This is a genomic window from Thermotoga sp. 38H-to, assembly GCF_011057665.1.
Taxonomy (GTDB): Bacteria; Thermotogota; Thermotogae; order Thermotogales; family Thermotogaceae; genus Thermotoga.
This window is the reverse complement of record NZ_LNFZ01000001.1, coordinates 451,478-467,310: the sequence shown is the minus strand read 5'-3', so window position 1 is coordinate 467,310 and position 15,833 is coordinate 451,478. Positions and strand designations below refer to the sequence as shown.

Genomic DNA, 15,833 nt, shown 5'->3' with positions numbered 1-15,833 from the left:
GGAGGATGGGATATGGAGAGAATGGCTTTGCACTTTGAAATTCTTGAGGATGAGAAAGTTAAGTGTCTTCTGTGCCCGCATGAGTGTGTACTCGGTAACGGACAAACTGGTTTGTGTGGAGCGAGAAAGAATAGAAACGGTTCCCTGGTGAGTCTGAACTACGGTGAGGTAACGGCGATCGCCATGGATCCTATAGAGAAGAAACCGCTTTTCCACTTCAACCCCGGTGAGCAGATATTCTCCGTGGGAACTTTCGGCTGCAATTTCAAGTGTGGTTTCTGTCAGAATTGGGGGATTTCACAGGCAAAGCCAGAAACCAAAAGAGTTACTCCCGAACAGCTTGTTAAGATAGCCCAGATGAACAGGAACTCCAAAGGAATCGCTTTCACGTACAACGAACCTCTTATCTGGTACGAGTTCGTTCTTGACACGTCGCGTGTGGCGGTAAAGGAGGGTATGTATTGTGTTCTTGTAACCAATGGTTTTATAAACGAGGAACCTCTTGAACTCCTCTTTCAGTCTGTGCATGCGATGAACATAGATCTCAAGGGATTCAACAGAGATTTCTACAGGGAGATCGGAGGAGATTTGGACGTGGTCCTCAGAAACATAGAGAAGGTTTACAACGCTGGTATCCACGTTGAGCTCACCACACTGATAATTCCGGGAAAGAACGACGACAAAGAAGACCTGAGAAGAGAATTCGAGTGGATCGCCGATCTGGACAAGGACATTCCTCTTCATATAAGCCGCTACTTCCCAAATTACAAGTACACCATACCTCCAACGCCTGTCGAAGAGCTCATCGAGATATACGAGATGGCCAGGGAATATCTGAATTTCGTTTACCTCGGCAACGTGTGGGACGAAAGATACGAGAGCACTTTCTGTCCAGATTGTGGAAGTCTTGTGATCAGAAGACAGGGCTATGAAGTGGAAAAGATGGGTCTGGATGAGGAAGGGAAGTGCACAAAATGTGGCCGTCAGATAGCAACGATCATCGGTTAACCAGAAGAAACATCATCATCTTTTCTTCTCTCCTTCTGGGATCTCTTGCGATTCTCTTGACTTTACTTCTCATTCGAACGAAAGATCAGTATTATGAGCTCAGAGATTTCGCTCTCGGAACGAGTGTAAGGATAGTCGTTTCTTCTCAGAAGATAAATCCCAGAACGATCGCAGAAGCCATTCTGGAAGACATGAAGAGAATCACCTACAAGTTTTCTTTCACGGATGAAAGAAGCGTTGTGAAAAGGATAAACGATCATCCCGACGAATGGGTTGAGGTGGATGAAGAGACCTACAGTTTGATCAAAGCGGCCTGCGCGTTTGCAGAACTCACAGATGGAGCGTTCGATCCAGCGTTAGGAAGGCTTCTCGAACTCTGGGGGTTTACCGGGAACTACGAAAATCTCAGGGTACCTTCTCCGGAAGAGATCGAAGAAGCTCTGAAGCATACCGGGTATAAAAACGTTCTCTTCGACGATAAGAACATGAGAGTGATGGTTAAAAACGGTGCGAAGATCGATCTTGGTGGTATAGCGAAAGGGTACGCCCTCGACAGAGCCAGGCAGATAGCCCTCTCTTTTGATGAGAACGCAACGGGTTTTGTCGAAGCGGGTGGGGATATTCGCGTTATCGGGCCAAAGTTTGGAAAGTATCCGTGGGTGATAGGAGTAAAGAATCCCAGGGAAGACGGTGTGATAGATTACATCTATCTGAAATCCGGAGCGGTTGCGACTTCCGGTGATTACGAAAGATATTTCGTTGTGGACGGTGTCAGGTATCATCATATTCTCGATCCTTCAACAGGGTATCCTGCCCGCGGTGTGTGGAGTGTAACGGTCATAGCCGAAGATGCCACCACGGCTGACGCTCTCTCCACAGCGGGCTTTGTGATGGCCGGAAAGGACTGGAGGAAAGTGACACTCGATTTTCCAAATATGGGCGCTCACCCGCTGATAGTTCTTGAAGGAGGAGCGATCGAAAAGTCTGAGACCTTCAAGCTGTTCGAAAGAGAGTGAAAAAGGTGAGGAGTTTCTTCAGAAAAAAAGATGTGGTGCTGATTCTTCTGATCTTCGTTGTTCTCATCTTTTCAATACTCGCTTCAGAGAAGAAAGGAAGCAAGGTTGTGGTTCAAGGGAAAGACTTCAGAAGGATTCTATCGAAACCAGGAACGTACGACATAACAGAGAACGGAAAATTCCTCATGAAGGTGGAATTCGATGGGAATAGGGTCAGAGTCGTTGAGTCAACCTGTCCTCTGAAACTGTGCGTGAAAACCGGATGGGTTGGTCCAAGAGGAACCATCATCTGTGTGCCAAACGAGGTGATAATATTCTTCGAGGAAAAGACAGATTACGATACCGTGACCTGGTGAGGAGGATAGCACTTCTTTCAGTTTTGACTGCTCTCTCTTCTACTTTTTATGTCTTGGAGAATCTGCTTCCTTTTCCGGTGCCGTTCGGAAGATGGGGATTTTCTAACTCGATAGTTCTCATGATAGCTTCGGAAATTGGTTTTGGAGATGCTCTGATCGTCGCATCCGCAAAGAGCATTTTGGGTGCTCTCTTTTCTGGCAGGTTCCTTTCCCCATCTTTTCTAACTGGATTCTTCGGGGCAGTTTCTTCTGCCTTGGTGGAATCGTTCTTGGCCCGGTTCAATTTTGGTTATCTTGGCTTGAGTGTGGTGGGATCTTTTGTAAACAATCTCGTTCAGCTCATCGCTATATCTTTTCTGGTTGGAAGCACGAAGACTTTTTTGCTCTTTCCTTTGATGGTGATACTCGGTCTTGTCTCGGGAACAATCAACGCCTTCCTGGCAAGCAAGATGGGAGGGATAGTGTTTGAGAATTATTCTCGCTTCTTCTTCACCCAGAAGAAGGCAACTGATGGAATTGCTGGGGATAGAGTTTGAAGTTGAAAAGCCCGATGTTGAAGAGGAGTTTCTTGAAAGTCCTGAAGAAACCGTTATAGAACTCTCGGTGAGAAAAGCGGAATGGGTGTTCCAAAAAAGAAAGGAAGAAAAGGTACTCGTCATTGGATCCGATACGGTGGTGGTTTTGGATGGCAACATATTGGGAAAACCGGAATCTCTGAAAGAAGCGAAAGGTATGTTGAAGAAGCTTTCTGGGAAATGGCATGTGGTTCACACGGGAGTGGCGTTCATTTCTAGTGAAACGAAAGACGTGTTCGTTTCTTCAACGAAAGTCAAGTTCAGAGAACTTCCAGAGAGTGTGATAGATTACTACGTTGAAAAATATAAACCTCTCGATAAAGCGGGAGCTTATGGGATACAGGATTTTGCGGCCGTCTTCGTCGAAAAAATAGAAGGAGACTTTTTCACTGTGGTGGGATTTCCTCTTGGAATGGTCTGGCAGTACCTCTACGAAAAGGGATGGTGGAAGGTTGCTTCCAAGAGAGAGAATGATAAAGGCGGGACCAGAGTCACTTTCGGTTGAAGAACTTGTCGCCATCGTGCTGAGAACCGGAAAGAAGGGGAAGCACGTTCTCGAACTTTCAAAGGATCTTCTTGAAAGGTTTGACGGTTCGTTGATAAAACTCTCGAACGCGGGGCTCGAAGAAATAGCCTCGGTCGAAGGGGTCGGTATGGTCAAGGCTATCACCCTGAAAGCAGCTCTGGAACTTGGAAAGAGACTGCACAGAGAACTGGAAAGGATACCGGAGAAGTTGGACTCTTCTGTGAAAGTATACAAATATTGTCAGGAAATGGTGTACTTTGAAAGGGAAATCGTGAAGGTTATTTGCCTCGATACAAAGCTCAACGTTATGGGAGAAAACACACTCACTGTCGGAACTTCTGACAGAAGCTTGATACACCCTCGGGACGTGTTTCGGACGGCTATCAGGGCTAACGCATCCGGAGTGATCGTCGTTCACAACCATCCTTCTGGTGATCCCACTCCCAGCAAAGAAGATCGGTTGATCACGGAAAGATTGAAGCAAGCGGGAGAGATCCTTGGGGTGAGTCTTGTGGATCACGTCATCGTATCGAGACGAGGATATTTCAGCTTCAGGGAGGAGGGAGAACTTTGATCAGCAGGGAAAGGGCAATGGAGCTGTTGAAAATCCACGTTAAAACGAAAAATCTCGTGAAACACTGTCTTGCGGCGGAAGCTGTGATGAGAGCACTTGCAAAAGAGTTCGGTGAAGACGAAGAAAAATGGGGTCTTGCCGGACTTCTTCACGATCTGGATTACGACTACACCAAAGATAAACCTGAGGAACACGGCTTGAAGACGCTGGAAATTCTGAAAGATGAGGACGTACCTGAAGATGTTCTCAACGCCATTCTGGCCCACTGTGAAAAGAAGACCCCAGAGACTTTGATGGAAAAGGCTCTGTATGCGGTGGATCCAACCACCGGTTTTATAGTGGCAGCTGCCCTGATCAGAACGGAGAAGAAGTTGGATGGTATCGATGTGGACTTTCTGCTGAGGAGATTCAAAGAAAAGGCCTTTGCGAAGGGAGCAAACAGGGAACAGATGAGAACCTGTGAAAACTTTGGACTCTCTCTTGAGAAATTTCTGGAAATCTCCCTTGAGGCGATGAAATCAATCGCCTCCGAACTCGGTCTGTGAGGTGATTTCTCATGATAGAGTACATGATCGAGGAAGCAATAGCGAGGTACAGAGAATCTTACGAGTTCAAGCCCTTCAGAGAAAACGCAGGTATCGAGGATGTGAGAAGTGCTATAGAGCACACGAATCTGAGGCCATTTGCCACACCGGACGATATAGAAAAACTCTGTCTTGAAGCAAAAGAGAATCGTTTTTATGGTGTATGCGTGAACCCGTGCTATGTGAAGCTGGCTCGTGAAGAACTCGAAGGAACCGGTGTGAAAGTTGTCACCGTTGTTGGCTTTCCACTGGGGGCAAACGAAACACGAACGAAGGTCCATGAGACGGTTTTCGCTGTTGAGAGTGGAGCCGATGAGATCGATATGGTCATCAACGTTGGCATGCTCAAGGCAAGAGAGTGGGAGTACGTTTACGAAGATATAAGGGGTGTTGTCGAATCAGTGAAGGGAAAAGTCGTGAAAGTGATCATTGAAACGTGCTATCTGGATACGGAAGAAAAGATAGCAGCGTGTGTCATCTCCAAACTCGCTGGAGCTCATTTCGTGAAGACTTCTACAGGATTTGGAACGGGAGGGGCAACTGCAGAAGACGTTCATCTCATGAAGTGGATCGTGGGAAACGAGATGGGTGTAAAAGCTTCCGGAGGAATCAAAACCTTTGAAGACGCTGTTAAGATGATCGTGTACGGTGCTGATAGAATAGGAACGAGTTCAGGTGTCAAGATTATTCAGGAGGGAGAAGATAAATATGGAGGTTGAACGTCTTTCACTCAAGGATTTCTGTGATATGGTTGCGGAGAGAAAGCCAACACCTGGTGGAGGAGCTGTTGGATCGGTTGTCGGAGCCATGGCGTGTGCTCTCGCTGAAATGGTTGCGAATTTTACCAGGAAGAAAAAGGGTTACGAAGATGTGGAACCAGAGATGGAGGGGATAGTCGAGGTAATGGAAGAAGCAAGGTTGAAGCTCTTCGATCTTGCAAAGAAAGACATGGAAGCCTTCGAAAAGGTCATGAAAGCTTACAAATCTTCTCAGGAAGAACTTCAGAATGCTCTGAAGGAAGCCGCTTCTGTACCGATGGATGTGATAAGGGTGATGAAAGACCTAGCACACGAGCTCGAAAAACTTGCCGAATTTGGAAACAAGAATCTGGCATCGGACACACTGAACGCCATGGATCTCTGTCGCGCGGTTTTTCTGGTTGAAAAGGTGAACGTTCTGATCAATTTGAAAGAGATTTCAGATGGAACTTTCAAGAAAAACATGCTGGAAGAACTCGAAGAACAGGAAGCGCAAATCGAAGGGTGCTATCAGAGAGTGAAGAAGATGCTGGAGGGAATCGTGTGGAATTCGAAGTGAAAAAAACTTTCGGAAGGGCAAGACTGGGGATCATGAGGCTTCACCATGGAACGGTTGAAACCCCTGTTTTCATGCCGGTCGGGACCAACGCGAACGTGAAACTCCTCACCCCACGGGATCTAGAAGAGGCGGGTGCTGAGATAATTCTTTCGAACACATTTCATCTCATGTTGAAGCCCGGTGTGGAGATCATAAAACTCCACAGGGGACTCCACAACTTCATGGGATGGGAAAAACCGATACTCACCGACAGCGGAGGGTTTCAAGTTTTCAGTCTTCCAAAGATCAGGATAGACGATGAAGGTGTGGTCTTCAGATCTCCTATCAATGGTTCGAAGGTTTTCCTGAATCCAGAGATATCCATGGAGGTTCAGATTGCTCTGGGATCGGATGTCTGTATGGCCTTCGATCACTGTCCTGTGCCCGATGCCGATTACAAAGAAGTGAAAGAGGCAACAGAAAGGACTTATCGGTGGGCTTTGAGATCTAAGGAGGCTTTCAAAACGGAGAATCAGGCACTCTTCGGGATTGTTCAGGGAGGAGTTTATCCGGATTTGCGAAGAGAAAGCGCTCTTCAGATCACATCAATTGGATTCGATGGATACGCCATAGGAGGATTGAGCATAGGTGAAGAAAGATCCCTCACTCTTGAAATGACCGAAGTCACGGTGGAGTTTCTTCCGGAAGATAAACCCCGTTATTTCATGGGAGGAGGATCTCCGGAACTCATACTCGAACTTGTTGATCGAGGAGTGGATATGTTCGACAGTGTTTTTCCAACCAGGATAGCAAGACACGGAACTGCTCTCACCTGGAATGGAAAACTCAACCTCAAAGCCTCCTACAACAAGCGGTCCCTCGAACCAGTAGACGAAAGGTGTAGATGTTATACCTGCAGGAATTTCACGCGGTCTTATATCCATCACCTCTTCGATCGCGGAGAGGTTCTTGGACAGATACTACTCACGATTCACAACATCAACTTCATGATCTCTCTGATGAAGGAAGTAAGGCATTCTATAGAGAACGGAACTTTCAGGGAACTAAAAGGCAAAGTGGTGGAAGTCTATTCTTCAGGGGGTGTGAGTGTATGAAGAAGGTTTTTATTTTGATTCTCGCGATTTCAACATTGACAGTGGCTTCTCAGCTTGAGATTTTTTCTTCGTCTGGTGAGTGGGCGTTTTTTGAAAATCCCGCACGGCTTCTTTCCATGAACAAACAGGGAGTCATGGGTTCGTATCAGGTGTTTTCTGGTGAGAATGAATCTCTGGGAACGTTGCTGATCGGACTCTTCCAGACTCCCGCACCGAACATCGCCGGGGTATTGTACTTGAAAAGGAGTACTCTAACAGAATCCAGCTACAAGACCTCGATTGAATACGATGCGGCTTTTTCGCCAGAGGAGAGCTTGAGTGTCGGAGCTGGTGTTTCTTTCACTATGGATCAGGAAGAGAGAAAAGAGATCGATCTTCATGGAGGTGTTTCTGGTTACTTGTTCAAAGATGTTGGTTTTGGCGTCAGCGTTCGGGATTTCACCCTCTGGAGTCAGAAAGGAACTTACATGGGAGGAACTTATCTTTTGAAGCTTTTCTACGATTCCTCCAGGAAAAACAGGTTCTCCTACTCTCTGGTATTTGACCAGGAAGTGTTGGAAAACAGAATAGATTTCACGATCGGATCGGAACAAAAAGCTGGTCTGGGAGTTTCGATGCTGAGCAACACCAAGACAAAAGAAGGTGCCGTGAAAATCTCTCTTGGTTTCTACGCAACTGTGAACAACGTATCTGTAGGTTTTGACACGTTCATCATCAGTTCACCTGTGAGTAGCGATCCTTTTTCGGAGTATTACTACACTCAGGGAACGGGCATCAAATTTGCTGTGAGGTGGTGAGAACTTGTTCACCAGACTGATCCTGACGGCGGTAACAGTTGTTGTTTCTTATCTGGTTTTCAAGTGGCTGTTCAAGCTCATCGAAAAGAGTGTGGAAAAGCTCGGAAAAGAGCTTCAGATGAGAAATACCATTAGATTCTTCCTTGGATTGATCATCTCTGTGATTGCGGTGATGGTGGTTCTCGACATATGGAATCTGAGCCTCGCGCCACTTCTTGCTGGGGTTGGTATCGGAGGTCTTGTCATAGGTCTCGCTCTTCAGGAACCACTGGCCAATTTCTTCTCAGGTCTGTTCCTCCTCGTGTCTCGAGCTGTCAAGGAAGGTGAGGTTCTGGAGGCTGGTGGGGTTTCTGGAACCGTTGAAATGGTGAATTTGAATCACACCGTGATCAGAACCTGGGATGGTCGGAGGGTGATGATACCAAACAAGGTCGTCTGGAACGACAAGATAGTACACTTCTGGCCTTCGAACATTCGAAGACAAGAGATAGTGGTGGGAGTTCCTTACTCAGCTGATTTGAGGAAAGTGGTGGAGATCTTCCAGAAGGCTTTGGAAGACGAAGAGACCGTTGAAAAAGATCCTGCACCCGATATTGTTTTCTCTGCGTTCAACAGTTCTTCCATTGACTTCATTATCAGATTCTGGGTCAACCGTGATAACTTCTTCGAAGGTGTGAAGAGACTGGCTTTCAGAATAAAGGACTACCTGGAAAAAGAGGGAATCTACATACCTTTCCCACAACTCGACGTGCATTTTGACAAAGAATTCATAAGGATGTGGAAGCATGAGGGCTCTGAAAATAAGAGTTGAGGGGATCGTTCAAGGAGTGGGTTTTCGATATTTCACAAGGAGAGTCGCGAAATCTCTTGGTGTGAATGGTTATGTGATGAACATGGATGATGGGTCTGTCTTCATACACGCCGAAGGTGATGAGAATGTCCTTCGGCGTTTTTTGAGTGAGATCGCGAAAGGTCCACCCGCGGCGGTTGTGACGAACGTGAGTGTGGAAGAAACAACGCCTGAGGGATACGAGGATTTCACGATCAGGTATTATTAAAAACATGTTTAGTTTAGTAGGTGGATTAAGTTAAACTACCTATTCAACGCAAAGAAATCGTAACATTAAATGCGCTACTCCTTAGATGATTGGAAACCTGGTATTAATGAGAAGCGTCTAATATGAGAGAAGGTCCTTCGGAGGTGTTTCGATGTTCGAGAATCTTCAGGAGAAGCTGTCCAGAGTTTTTAAGAATCTGTCTGGACGCGGAAAGATCACAGAAAAGAATGTAAAAGACGCGATCAGGGAAGTGAAACTTTCCCTGCTTGAAGCCGATGTCAACTACAAAGTTGTGAAAGAATTCGTGGACCACGTCCTCCAAAAAGCTCTTGGAGAGGAAGTTCTCAGAAGTCTCACACCAGACCAGCAGTTCATAAAGATAGTGAGAGACGAGCTGGTAAGAATCATGGGAGAAAAGAACGAACCACTGAGACTCGTTCACAGACCATCTCCCATAATGATGGTGGGACTCCAGGGAAGTGGAAAGACCACAACGTGTGCAAAACTCGCGAAACTTCTCAAAAAAGAGGGAAGAAATCCTTTGCTTGTAGCAGCGGATCTGTACCGCCCCGCAGCCGTTGATCAGCTTGTGAAGCTTGGAAATCAGATTGGTGTAAATGTTGTTCACGATTACAACAAAACACCAGTTGAGATAGTAAAGAAAGCTGTGGACGTTGCTGAGAGTACAGGAAAAGATGTCCTGATAGTGGATACTGCTGGTCGACTTCACATAGACGAAGAAATGATGAAAGAGTTGGAAGAGATAAAGAAAATTCTGAATCCAGATGAAATCCTGCTCGTCGTTGACGCGATGATGGGACAGGATGCGGTTAATACCGCCAAGGTGTTCGATGAAAGACTCGACTTAACGGGATTCGTTGTAACGAAGATGGACGGAGATGCGAGAGGCGGTGTCATCCTTTCCATAAAATACGTGACGGGAAAACCAGTTAAATTCATCGGAATGAGTGAAAAACTCGATGGTCTTGAGCCGTTTCATCCAGACAGAATCGCAAACCGAATCCTGGGAATGGGAGATGTTCTTTCACTGATCGAGAAAGTGGAAAGAGAACTCGATCAGGAAAAGATGAAAAAGAGTGCGGAAAAGTTCCTGAAGGCGGAATTCACCCTGGAAGATTTCAAAGAACAACTTCAGGAAATGAAAAAACTCGGTCCTCTTTCTTCCATTCTTGAGATGCTCCCGGGTGCACCAAAGATCGATGTGGAAGTGAGTGAAAAAGAACTGAAAAAGATCGAAGCCATCATAAATTCGATGACTATAGAGGAAAGGAGAAATCCAGATATAATAAACGCCAGTAGAAAAAGAAGAATCGCACGCGGAAGTGGAACCACCGTCCAGGATGTGAACAAACTTCTCAAAAGTTATGAACAGATGAAAACTCTCATGAAGAGAATGAAAAAAGGCAGATTCAAAATACCATTTGGATTCTGAGGAGGTGTGTTCGGTGGTAAGGATCAGACTCACAAGGATGGGAAAAAGACACCAGCCTTTCTACAGGATAGTCGTTGTTGATAGCAGGAAGAGGAGAGATGGTGCTTACATCGAGTCTCTTGGATACTACAACCCTCTGAAAGAAGGGGAAATAAAGATCGATGTGGAAAGAGCCGTGGAATGGATTCTGAAAGGAGCTCAGCCGAGCGACACTGTGAGGGATATCTTCAGAAAATTCGGGGTTATGAAGAGGGTCCACGAGATAAAGTACGGAAAGAAAGAGGAGGCCACGGCTGAATGAAGGAGCTCCTCGAGAAGATTCTTCGGGGAATAGTGAAGCATCCCGAAGAGGTTGTGGTCATGGAGTTCGACGAAGAAGGAAAGAAAGTATACGAAATCGTTGTGAACGAAGAAGATGTTGGACAGGTCATAGGAAAAGATGGAAGAACGATAAAATCTTTGAAGATACTTTTGAGTGCGCTCATGGGAGATTCTAAGGAGATCACCATCAAGGTGGTCCGGTGAGAGTATGATAAGAACCATTCAAGACCTGTTGGATGAAAGAGTAGCGATTGGAAAGATCGTCAACACACACGGCCTCAAGGGAGAGGTCAAGTTCTTTCCTTACACGAACTCTGAAGAAATCGTGAAGAACCTCTCCGATGTGATTCTTTATAACAGCGAGAAGAAGGCGTTTTACAACCTCACCGTTGAGTCTGTGAGGAGGATGAACAAGCTCTTTCTCATCAGGTTCAAATCGATAGACACGATAGAAGCCGCAGAAAAGATCAAAGGCTGTGAAGTCTTCGTAAAATACGAGGAACTACCAAAGCTCAACGAAGACGAATACTACTTTTACGAAATACTGGACTGCGATGTTTTCTACGAGTCTGGTGAAAACGTTGGAAAAGTAGTTGACATAATAGAAACCGGTTCGAACGACGTACTCGTGGTGAGGAAAAAGAAGAAAGAAACCCTGATCCCCATGACGAAGGACTGTATCGTTGAGATCGATAAAGGTGCGAAAAGGATCATAGCAAAGGAAATGGAGTGGATTTGATGAGGATCACCATTGTAACAATATTCCCTGAAATGGTCGAAGTTATAAAAAAGTACGGCGTCATAGCCCGGGCGGTAGAGAGAGGCATCGTGGAGATAAACGTGGAGAATTTGAGGGATTACACCACCGACAGACACAGAACGGTTGACGATTATCAATACGGCGGCGGATACGGCATGGTGATGAAACCTGAACCTTTCTTCAGATTCTACGAAAGTTACGTAGAAAAATATGGCAAACCTTACGTTATTCTCACAAGTCCGCAGGGGAGAATTTTCAACTACAAGATAGCAGAAGAACTTTCAAAAAAGGAAGACATCGTTATATTCTGTGGAAGGTACGAAGGAATAGATGAAAGAGTGATGAGCATCGTTGACGATGAAATATCCATAGGAGACTACATACTCACAGGTGGAGAGCTACCCGCAATGGTCATAACTGACGCTGTTGTGAGGCTTGTACCGGGTGTTGTCGAGAGAGAATCTGTAGAAAGAGAATCGTTTCATCAGGGACTGCTTGATCATCCCGTTTACACACGGCCTTATGAGTACAAGGGTATGAAAGTTCCAGATGTTCTCCTCTCTGGAGACCACGAAAAGGTGGAACTCTGGAGAAGAAAGGAGAGCATAAAGAAAACACTGGCAAAGAGGCCAGATCTTTTCTTAGCGAAGGAACTGGACGAAATGGACAAATTGGCTATAATAGAGTTGTTCAGGGAGATGATGGAGAAATGTTAGAGAAGGTGTACGTGGCCCTGATTCACTACCCAATAAAAGGAAAAGACGGCAGCATCATATCAACGGCCGTGACAAACCTTGATGTCCACGATATAGCAAGGACCGCGAGAACGTACAACCTCAAGGGATACTACATTGTGACTAACCTCAGAGCGCAGCAGGATATGGTAAGCAAGATGCTGAAGTTCTGGAGAGAAGGTTTTGGAAGCCGGTACAACCCTTCCAGAACGGAATCTCTCACACTTGTGAAGCTCAAATCCTATCTGGAAGATGTGTTGGAAGACATAGAAATCCTCGAAGGAGAAAGACCTTTGATCTTCTTCACCTCTGCGAAAAAACGCGAAAATGACATTTCTTTCGAAGAGGGAAGAAGAATAATCATGGAAACCGAGAAACCTGTTCTCATACTTCTCGGTACAGGCTGGGGTCTTCCCGATGAAATTCTCGAGATATCCGATTACGTACTGGAGCCCATAAGGGCGCAGTCTGATTTCAACCATCTTTCCGTGAGAGCGGCTGCTGCCATCATCATCGATCGGTTGATAGGAGAAAATTACGCGAGGAGGGATTGAAGATGGATCATCTTGTGAAAATCATCGAAAAGAAATATGAAAAAAAGGAGATTCCCGATTTCAGACCAGGAGACACCGTGAGGGTACACGTGAAAGTTATAGAAGGTGACAGAGAAAGAACACAGGTGTTTGAAGGAATCGTCATCGCAAAGAGAGGTTCCGGAATAAACAAAACGTTCACAGTGAGAAGAATAGGCAGCCACGGTGTTGGAGTAGAAAGGATCTTCCCCGTCCACTCCCCGGTTGTTGAGAAGATCGAGGTTGTGAGAAAGGGTAAGGTGAGGAGAGCCAAGCTCTACTACCTCAGGAACGTCAGAGGTAAGATCAGGATCAAGGAGCGCAGAGATTGATGAACCTGAAAAAAGAATCCGTGGAATGGATCAAGGCACTACTTTACGCACTGGTTGCAGCTACGATCGTGAGGCTCTACATATTCGAGACTATGCTGGTTCCAACTGGGTCGATGATCCCAACGATACAGATTGGGGATCGACTCTTCGTCGAAAAGATCACGTACACTGTACGTGAACCGCAGATAGGAGAGATTGTGGTTTTCTGGTCACCGTTCGTGGATGAAAGAGCAAGCCACATGCTTCGACTTTTCGATAAATTCATGGATCTCTTTTCTCCCAGTAAGTTCAGGGGTCATGTAAAGTACGTGAAGCGTCTCGTTGGAAAGGGTGGAGACGTCCTCGAAATAAAGGACGGAAAGCTCTACGTGAACGGTGAAATTCCGGAAGTTTTGAAGGACAGGTACTACGAACCGGAGGGAATCTTCAAGTACGAAGATTTTTACGATTGGCTGTACACGGCCAGCAAGCTGAGAAAAGACAAACAGGCGTACAGAGATTTCATATACGATATCGCGAAGAATTACGGTAGAACAGCGGCAGTTCTTGTTTTCTCCCTCATCGGGGAGGAAGGTCTAAGCTACGGAGAAGCTTTCCTCCCCGGTTTGTTGAACTATTTCGATCCATCCATGGTTTACTACGACGAGAAAACGAAGTCCTATTACATCCCAGGAATGATCTACCATGAGTTTTACGAGGAATATTACTCCAAACTCGATCTCAAGAAGTACGTCGGAAAAACAGATGATGGTACGATCAGAATAAGGGTGCCGGAAGGATTTTACTTCCTGATGGGGGACAACACAAAGGAAAGTCTTGACTGCAGATATTTCGGTTTTGTCCCTAAGGACCACATCATAGGATGGCCAATTTTGAGGATCTGGCCCTTTGAAAGATTCGGTCCTATTCAGAAATACTAAGGATGAACAGAATCGAAGAAACAGTAGAGATTTCCACTTCTGGTGACAACCACTACACGTTCTTCACCAACAACGGGTTCTACGGTACTCTCCCCGACCTTTCTTTCCCATCTTCTCTTTCCATCGAGCGTGAAGGAGTAAAGAACGCCCTCAGACACGAAGTATACGTATCCTTCCTTTGAAACAGCCACCGGAGAAGGGGAGGGAACCGGAATGATTCTTTTCACATTACCGGAAAGGTCGATCGAGTAGATTCCATCTTCCGCGTTCACAAAAACGGTACCTTCGAAAGCTGAAAGTTGTGAATTCAGCGAGAGAGGAAGTTTCTTTTTCCAGACCACGTTACCGTTTGTTCTGTTAACGCACAACAACCAGCCTGAGTTACTTCCAGTGATCACATATCTGTCGATGATTATTGGTTTCATCGTTAGAAGATATCCTGTGCGGGTTTTCCATCTCAAGGAACCATTTGAATAGAGAGAGTACAGACTTCTCGAAGTTCCAAAATAGACGACTCCGTTTTCATCGACCGTTACACCGGTTGAAATCCACTCTTCGTCTTTGAATCGCCACACGATGGAAGAATCGTGATCGATGAAGTACACTTCGCCGCTGTCGGTGGCAAGGTAAATACCGTAGGAATTCACTTCAAAAGGCTTTGAAACATCAGCCCCAAGATCGATTTTCCACACCAGCTGACCGTTTTGAGATATGGCGTAGAGGAAGTTGTCCCAGCTCGTTACGTAGATCCTTTCCATGAAAACGCGGGGTGGTGCCGTTATGACGAAACCTGTTCTGTAACTCCAGAGTTTTCCACCGCTCATCGAGATAGCGTGAACGATTCCTTCTACATCCGCCACAACCAGCAGATTCTCAAAAATGACGGGTGAAGATCTCACCTCGGCTTCCAGATTCAGCTGCCAGATCAGATCTCCCGGTGTGTACATCTCACCCTGAGCAAGAACCGGAAAAACCCTTTGAGCTGTTCCGATCTTCTTCAGAGAGAAGACTCCCACTCTGTAGAGGTCGTTACCTTTTGTGAAGAGGATTGAATCCAGGAGTTTTACAACCGATGTGGTGTTCCCGCTTGCAATATACTCTTTGAACGCTCTGGGAGACGTCAATTTTGCCGCGTTCATGGTGATCACTTTGTTTCTGAAAAAGACGACCAGAAAGTCTTCGATCCATTCTAAGTCTTCTGCTTCTTCAAATTTCGAGAAGAAAACGACCTTCGGTGCCAGAACGTTTTCCAAATCCACCAGAAAAATCGTTCCATCGGAAGTTAAGGCGGCGAACGCTTTTTTATTTTTGTTTACAGAAATCTTGTTTATCTCTGCCTTGGCCTCTATCTTCCAGATCTCTTCGCTGTTTTTCATGAGAGAAACGTATTTTCCATGACCCACCAGCAGGTAGCCTTCGTAGAAATCGACGTCAGAAACGGATTGTTGAAAACTGATCTTGCCGTATTTGAAAGAAACGGGATCCAGAAGCAGAACCTCTTTTTCGCAGATTACCACCAAACGTTCATCGTTCCACTTCAATTTCTTTGCCGGTATTTTCAGCGATCGGATGATTTCTTTGCTCCTCAGATTGTACTCCAGGAGAGCGTTTCCGGTCGCAAAATATGCCGTATCCGAAACCACGACTCCATCGAGGGGAGAGAACGGAAGGACGATCTCCAGGTTCTTCTTCAAGTAATCTCCTTCCACTTCCACGAGGGAGGCGAGGTTTCCCTGGACGACCATGAGTTGCGCTGAGAATAGGTAAGACGCGAGAAGGATGCAAAAGAAGACGATTTTCCTCCACATGTATTTCAACTCCGGCTGTTAAAATATG

At 45.8% G+C, this 15,833-nt stretch carries 22 protein-coding genes; 21 read left to right on the top strand and 1 reads right to left on the bottom strand.

Translation table 11 applies throughout. The features are described 5' to 3' along the window. Positions 1-12 precede the first annotated feature (12 nt). The 21 genes from amrS to lepB all read left to right on the top strand — a co-directional run bounded on the left by amrS (position 13) and on the right by lepB (position 13,997). Positions 13-1,008, top strand: a complete 996-nt coding sequence (amrS, locus tag AS158_RS02520; RefSeq protein ID WP_038052608.1) for an AmmeMemoRadiSam system radical SAM enzyme — start codon at positions 13-15, stop codon at positions 1,006-1,008. Next, positions 975-2,024 (top strand): FAD:protein FMN transferase, encoded by a 1,050-nt coding sequence (locus AS158_RS02515; RefSeq protein WP_038052610.1) that lies wholly within the window; start codon positions 975-977, stop codon positions 2,022-2,024. The genes amrS and AS158_RS02515 overlap by 34 nt, the downstream gene beginning before the upstream one ends. Positions 2,025-2,029: 5 nt before the next feature. Continuing rightward, complete coding sequence (locus tag AS158_RS02510) at positions 2,030-2,380, top strand: NusG domain II-containing protein (RefSeq protein WP_200883239.1); 351 nt, start codon at positions 2,030-2,032, stop codon at positions 2,378-2,380. Then, positions 2,377-2,916, top strand: a complete 540-nt coding sequence (locus AS158_RS02505) for a Gx transporter family protein (protein ID WP_165304434.1) — start codon at positions 2,377-2,379, stop codon at positions 2,914-2,916. Before AS158_RS02510 ends, AS158_RS02505 begins: the two co-directional genes overlap by 4 nt. Continuing rightward, positions 2,846-3,460, top strand: a complete 615-nt coding sequence (locus AS158_RS02500) for a Maf family nucleotide pyrophosphatase (RefSeq protein WP_165304433.1) — start codon at positions 2,846-2,848, stop codon at positions 3,458-3,460. The genes AS158_RS02505 and AS158_RS02500 overlap by 71 nt, the downstream gene beginning before the upstream one ends. After that, positions 3,426-4,055: a DNA repair protein RadC gene (radC, locus tag AS158_RS02495; protein WP_206516519.1), complete on the top strand. Its 630-nt coding sequence runs from the start codon at positions 3,426-3,428 to the stop codon at positions 4,053-4,055. The genes AS158_RS02500 and radC overlap by 35 nt, the downstream gene beginning before the upstream one ends. Then, the gene (locus AS158_RS02490; protein WP_165304431.1) at positions 4,052-4,600 is read left to right on the top strand and encodes an HD domain-containing protein; all 549 of its coding nucleotides are present in this window, start codon (positions 4,052-4,054) and stop codon (positions 4,598-4,600) included. Before radC ends, AS158_RS02490 begins: the two co-directional genes overlap by 4 nt. 11 nt (positions 4,601-4,611) lie before the next feature. After that, entirely contained in the window at positions 4,612-5,358 is a 747-nt protein-coding gene (deoC, locus tag AS158_RS02485; RefSeq protein WP_165304430.1) for a deoxyribose-phosphate aldolase, read from the top strand. Beyond that, a complete protein-coding gene (locus AS158_RS02480; protein WP_165304429.1) occupies positions 5,348-5,956 on the top strand; it encodes a cyclodeaminase/cyclohydrolase family protein in 609 nt (202 codons plus the stop codon). Before deoC ends, AS158_RS02480 begins: the two co-directional genes overlap by 11 nt. Continuing rightward, a complete protein-coding gene (tgt, locus tag AS158_RS02475) occupies positions 5,941-7,050 on the top strand; it encodes a tRNA guanosine(34) transglycosylase Tgt (protein ID WP_165304428.1) in 1,110 nt (369 codons plus the stop codon). Before AS158_RS02480 ends, tgt begins: the two co-directional genes overlap by 16 nt. Continuing rightward, entirely contained in the window at positions 7,047-7,847 is an 801-nt protein-coding gene (locus AS158_RS02470) for a hypothetical protein (RefSeq protein WP_165304427.1), read from the top strand. The genes tgt and AS158_RS02470 overlap by 4 nt, the downstream gene beginning before the upstream one ends. A 4-nt stretch (positions 7,848-7,851) precedes the next feature. After that, positions 7,852-8,658 (top strand): mechanosensitive ion channel family protein, encoded by an 807-nt coding sequence (locus AS158_RS02465; RefSeq protein ID WP_165304426.1) that lies wholly within the window; start codon positions 7,852-7,854, stop codon positions 8,656-8,658. After that, the gene (locus tag AS158_RS02460) at positions 8,633-8,905 is read left to right on the top strand and encodes an acylphosphatase (protein ID WP_165304425.1); all 273 of its coding nucleotides are present in this window, start codon (positions 8,633-8,635) and stop codon (positions 8,903-8,905) included. Before AS158_RS02465 ends, AS158_RS02460 begins: the two co-directional genes overlap by 26 nt. A 151-nt stretch (positions 8,906-9,056) precedes the next feature. Continuing rightward, positions 9,057-10,358: a signal recognition particle protein gene (ffh, locus tag AS158_RS02455; protein ID WP_038052638.1), complete on the top strand. Its 1,302-nt coding sequence runs from the start codon at positions 9,057-9,059 to the stop codon at positions 10,356-10,358. A gap of 13 nt (positions 10,359-10,371) precedes the next feature. Continuing rightward, on the top strand, positions 10,372-10,659 hold the full coding sequence (gene rpsP, locus AS158_RS02450; protein ID WP_004081979.1) for a 30S ribosomal protein S16: 288 nt from the start codon (positions 10,372-10,374) through the stop codon (positions 10,657-10,659). Then, complete coding sequence (locus tag AS158_RS02445) at positions 10,656-10,883, top strand: KH domain-containing protein (protein WP_004081981.1); 228 nt, start codon at positions 10,656-10,658, stop codon at positions 10,881-10,883. The genes rpsP and AS158_RS02445 overlap by 4 nt, the downstream gene beginning before the upstream one ends. 4 nt (positions 10,884-10,887) lie before the next feature. Then, positions 10,888-11,418 (top strand): ribosome maturation factor RimM, encoded by a 531-nt coding sequence (gene rimM, locus AS158_RS02440; protein WP_012896407.1) that lies wholly within the window; start codon positions 10,888-10,890, stop codon positions 11,416-11,418. Continuing rightward, positions 11,418-12,155, top strand: a complete 738-nt coding sequence (gene trmD / locus AS158_RS02435) for a tRNA (guanosine(37)-N1)-methyltransferase TrmD (RefSeq protein WP_165304424.1) — start codon at positions 11,418-11,420, stop codon at positions 12,153-12,155. The genes rimM and trmD overlap by 1 nt, the downstream gene beginning before the upstream one ends. Next, positions 12,149-12,727, top strand: coding sequence for an SPOUT family RNA methylase (locus AS158_RS02430; RefSeq protein ID WP_012896405.1), 579 nt, complete (start codon positions 12,149-12,151; stop codon positions 12,725-12,727). Before trmD ends, AS158_RS02430 begins: the two co-directional genes overlap by 7 nt. A 2-nt stretch (positions 12,728-12,729) precedes the next feature. Next, positions 12,730-13,077: a 50S ribosomal protein L19 gene (rplS, locus tag AS158_RS02425; protein ID WP_004081989.1), complete on the top strand. Its 348-nt coding sequence runs from the start codon at positions 12,730-12,732 to the stop codon at positions 13,075-13,077. Then, complete coding sequence (gene lepB / locus AS158_RS02420) at positions 13,077-13,997, top strand: signal peptidase I (protein ID WP_038052640.1); 921 nt, start codon at positions 13,077-13,079, stop codon at positions 13,995-13,997. Before rplS ends, lepB begins: the two co-directional genes overlap by 1 nt. On the opposite strand, the gene AS158_RS02415 is transcribed toward lepB, so the two are convergent. After that, positions 13,994-15,805, bottom strand: a complete 1,812-nt coding sequence (locus AS158_RS02415) for a PQQ-binding-like beta-propeller repeat protein (RefSeq protein ID WP_165304423.1) — start codon at positions 15,803-15,805, stop codon at positions 13,994-13,996. The two genes, lepB and AS158_RS02415, sit on opposite strands and share 4 nt — an antisense overlap. Positions 15,806-15,833: the final 28 nt, after the last annotated feature.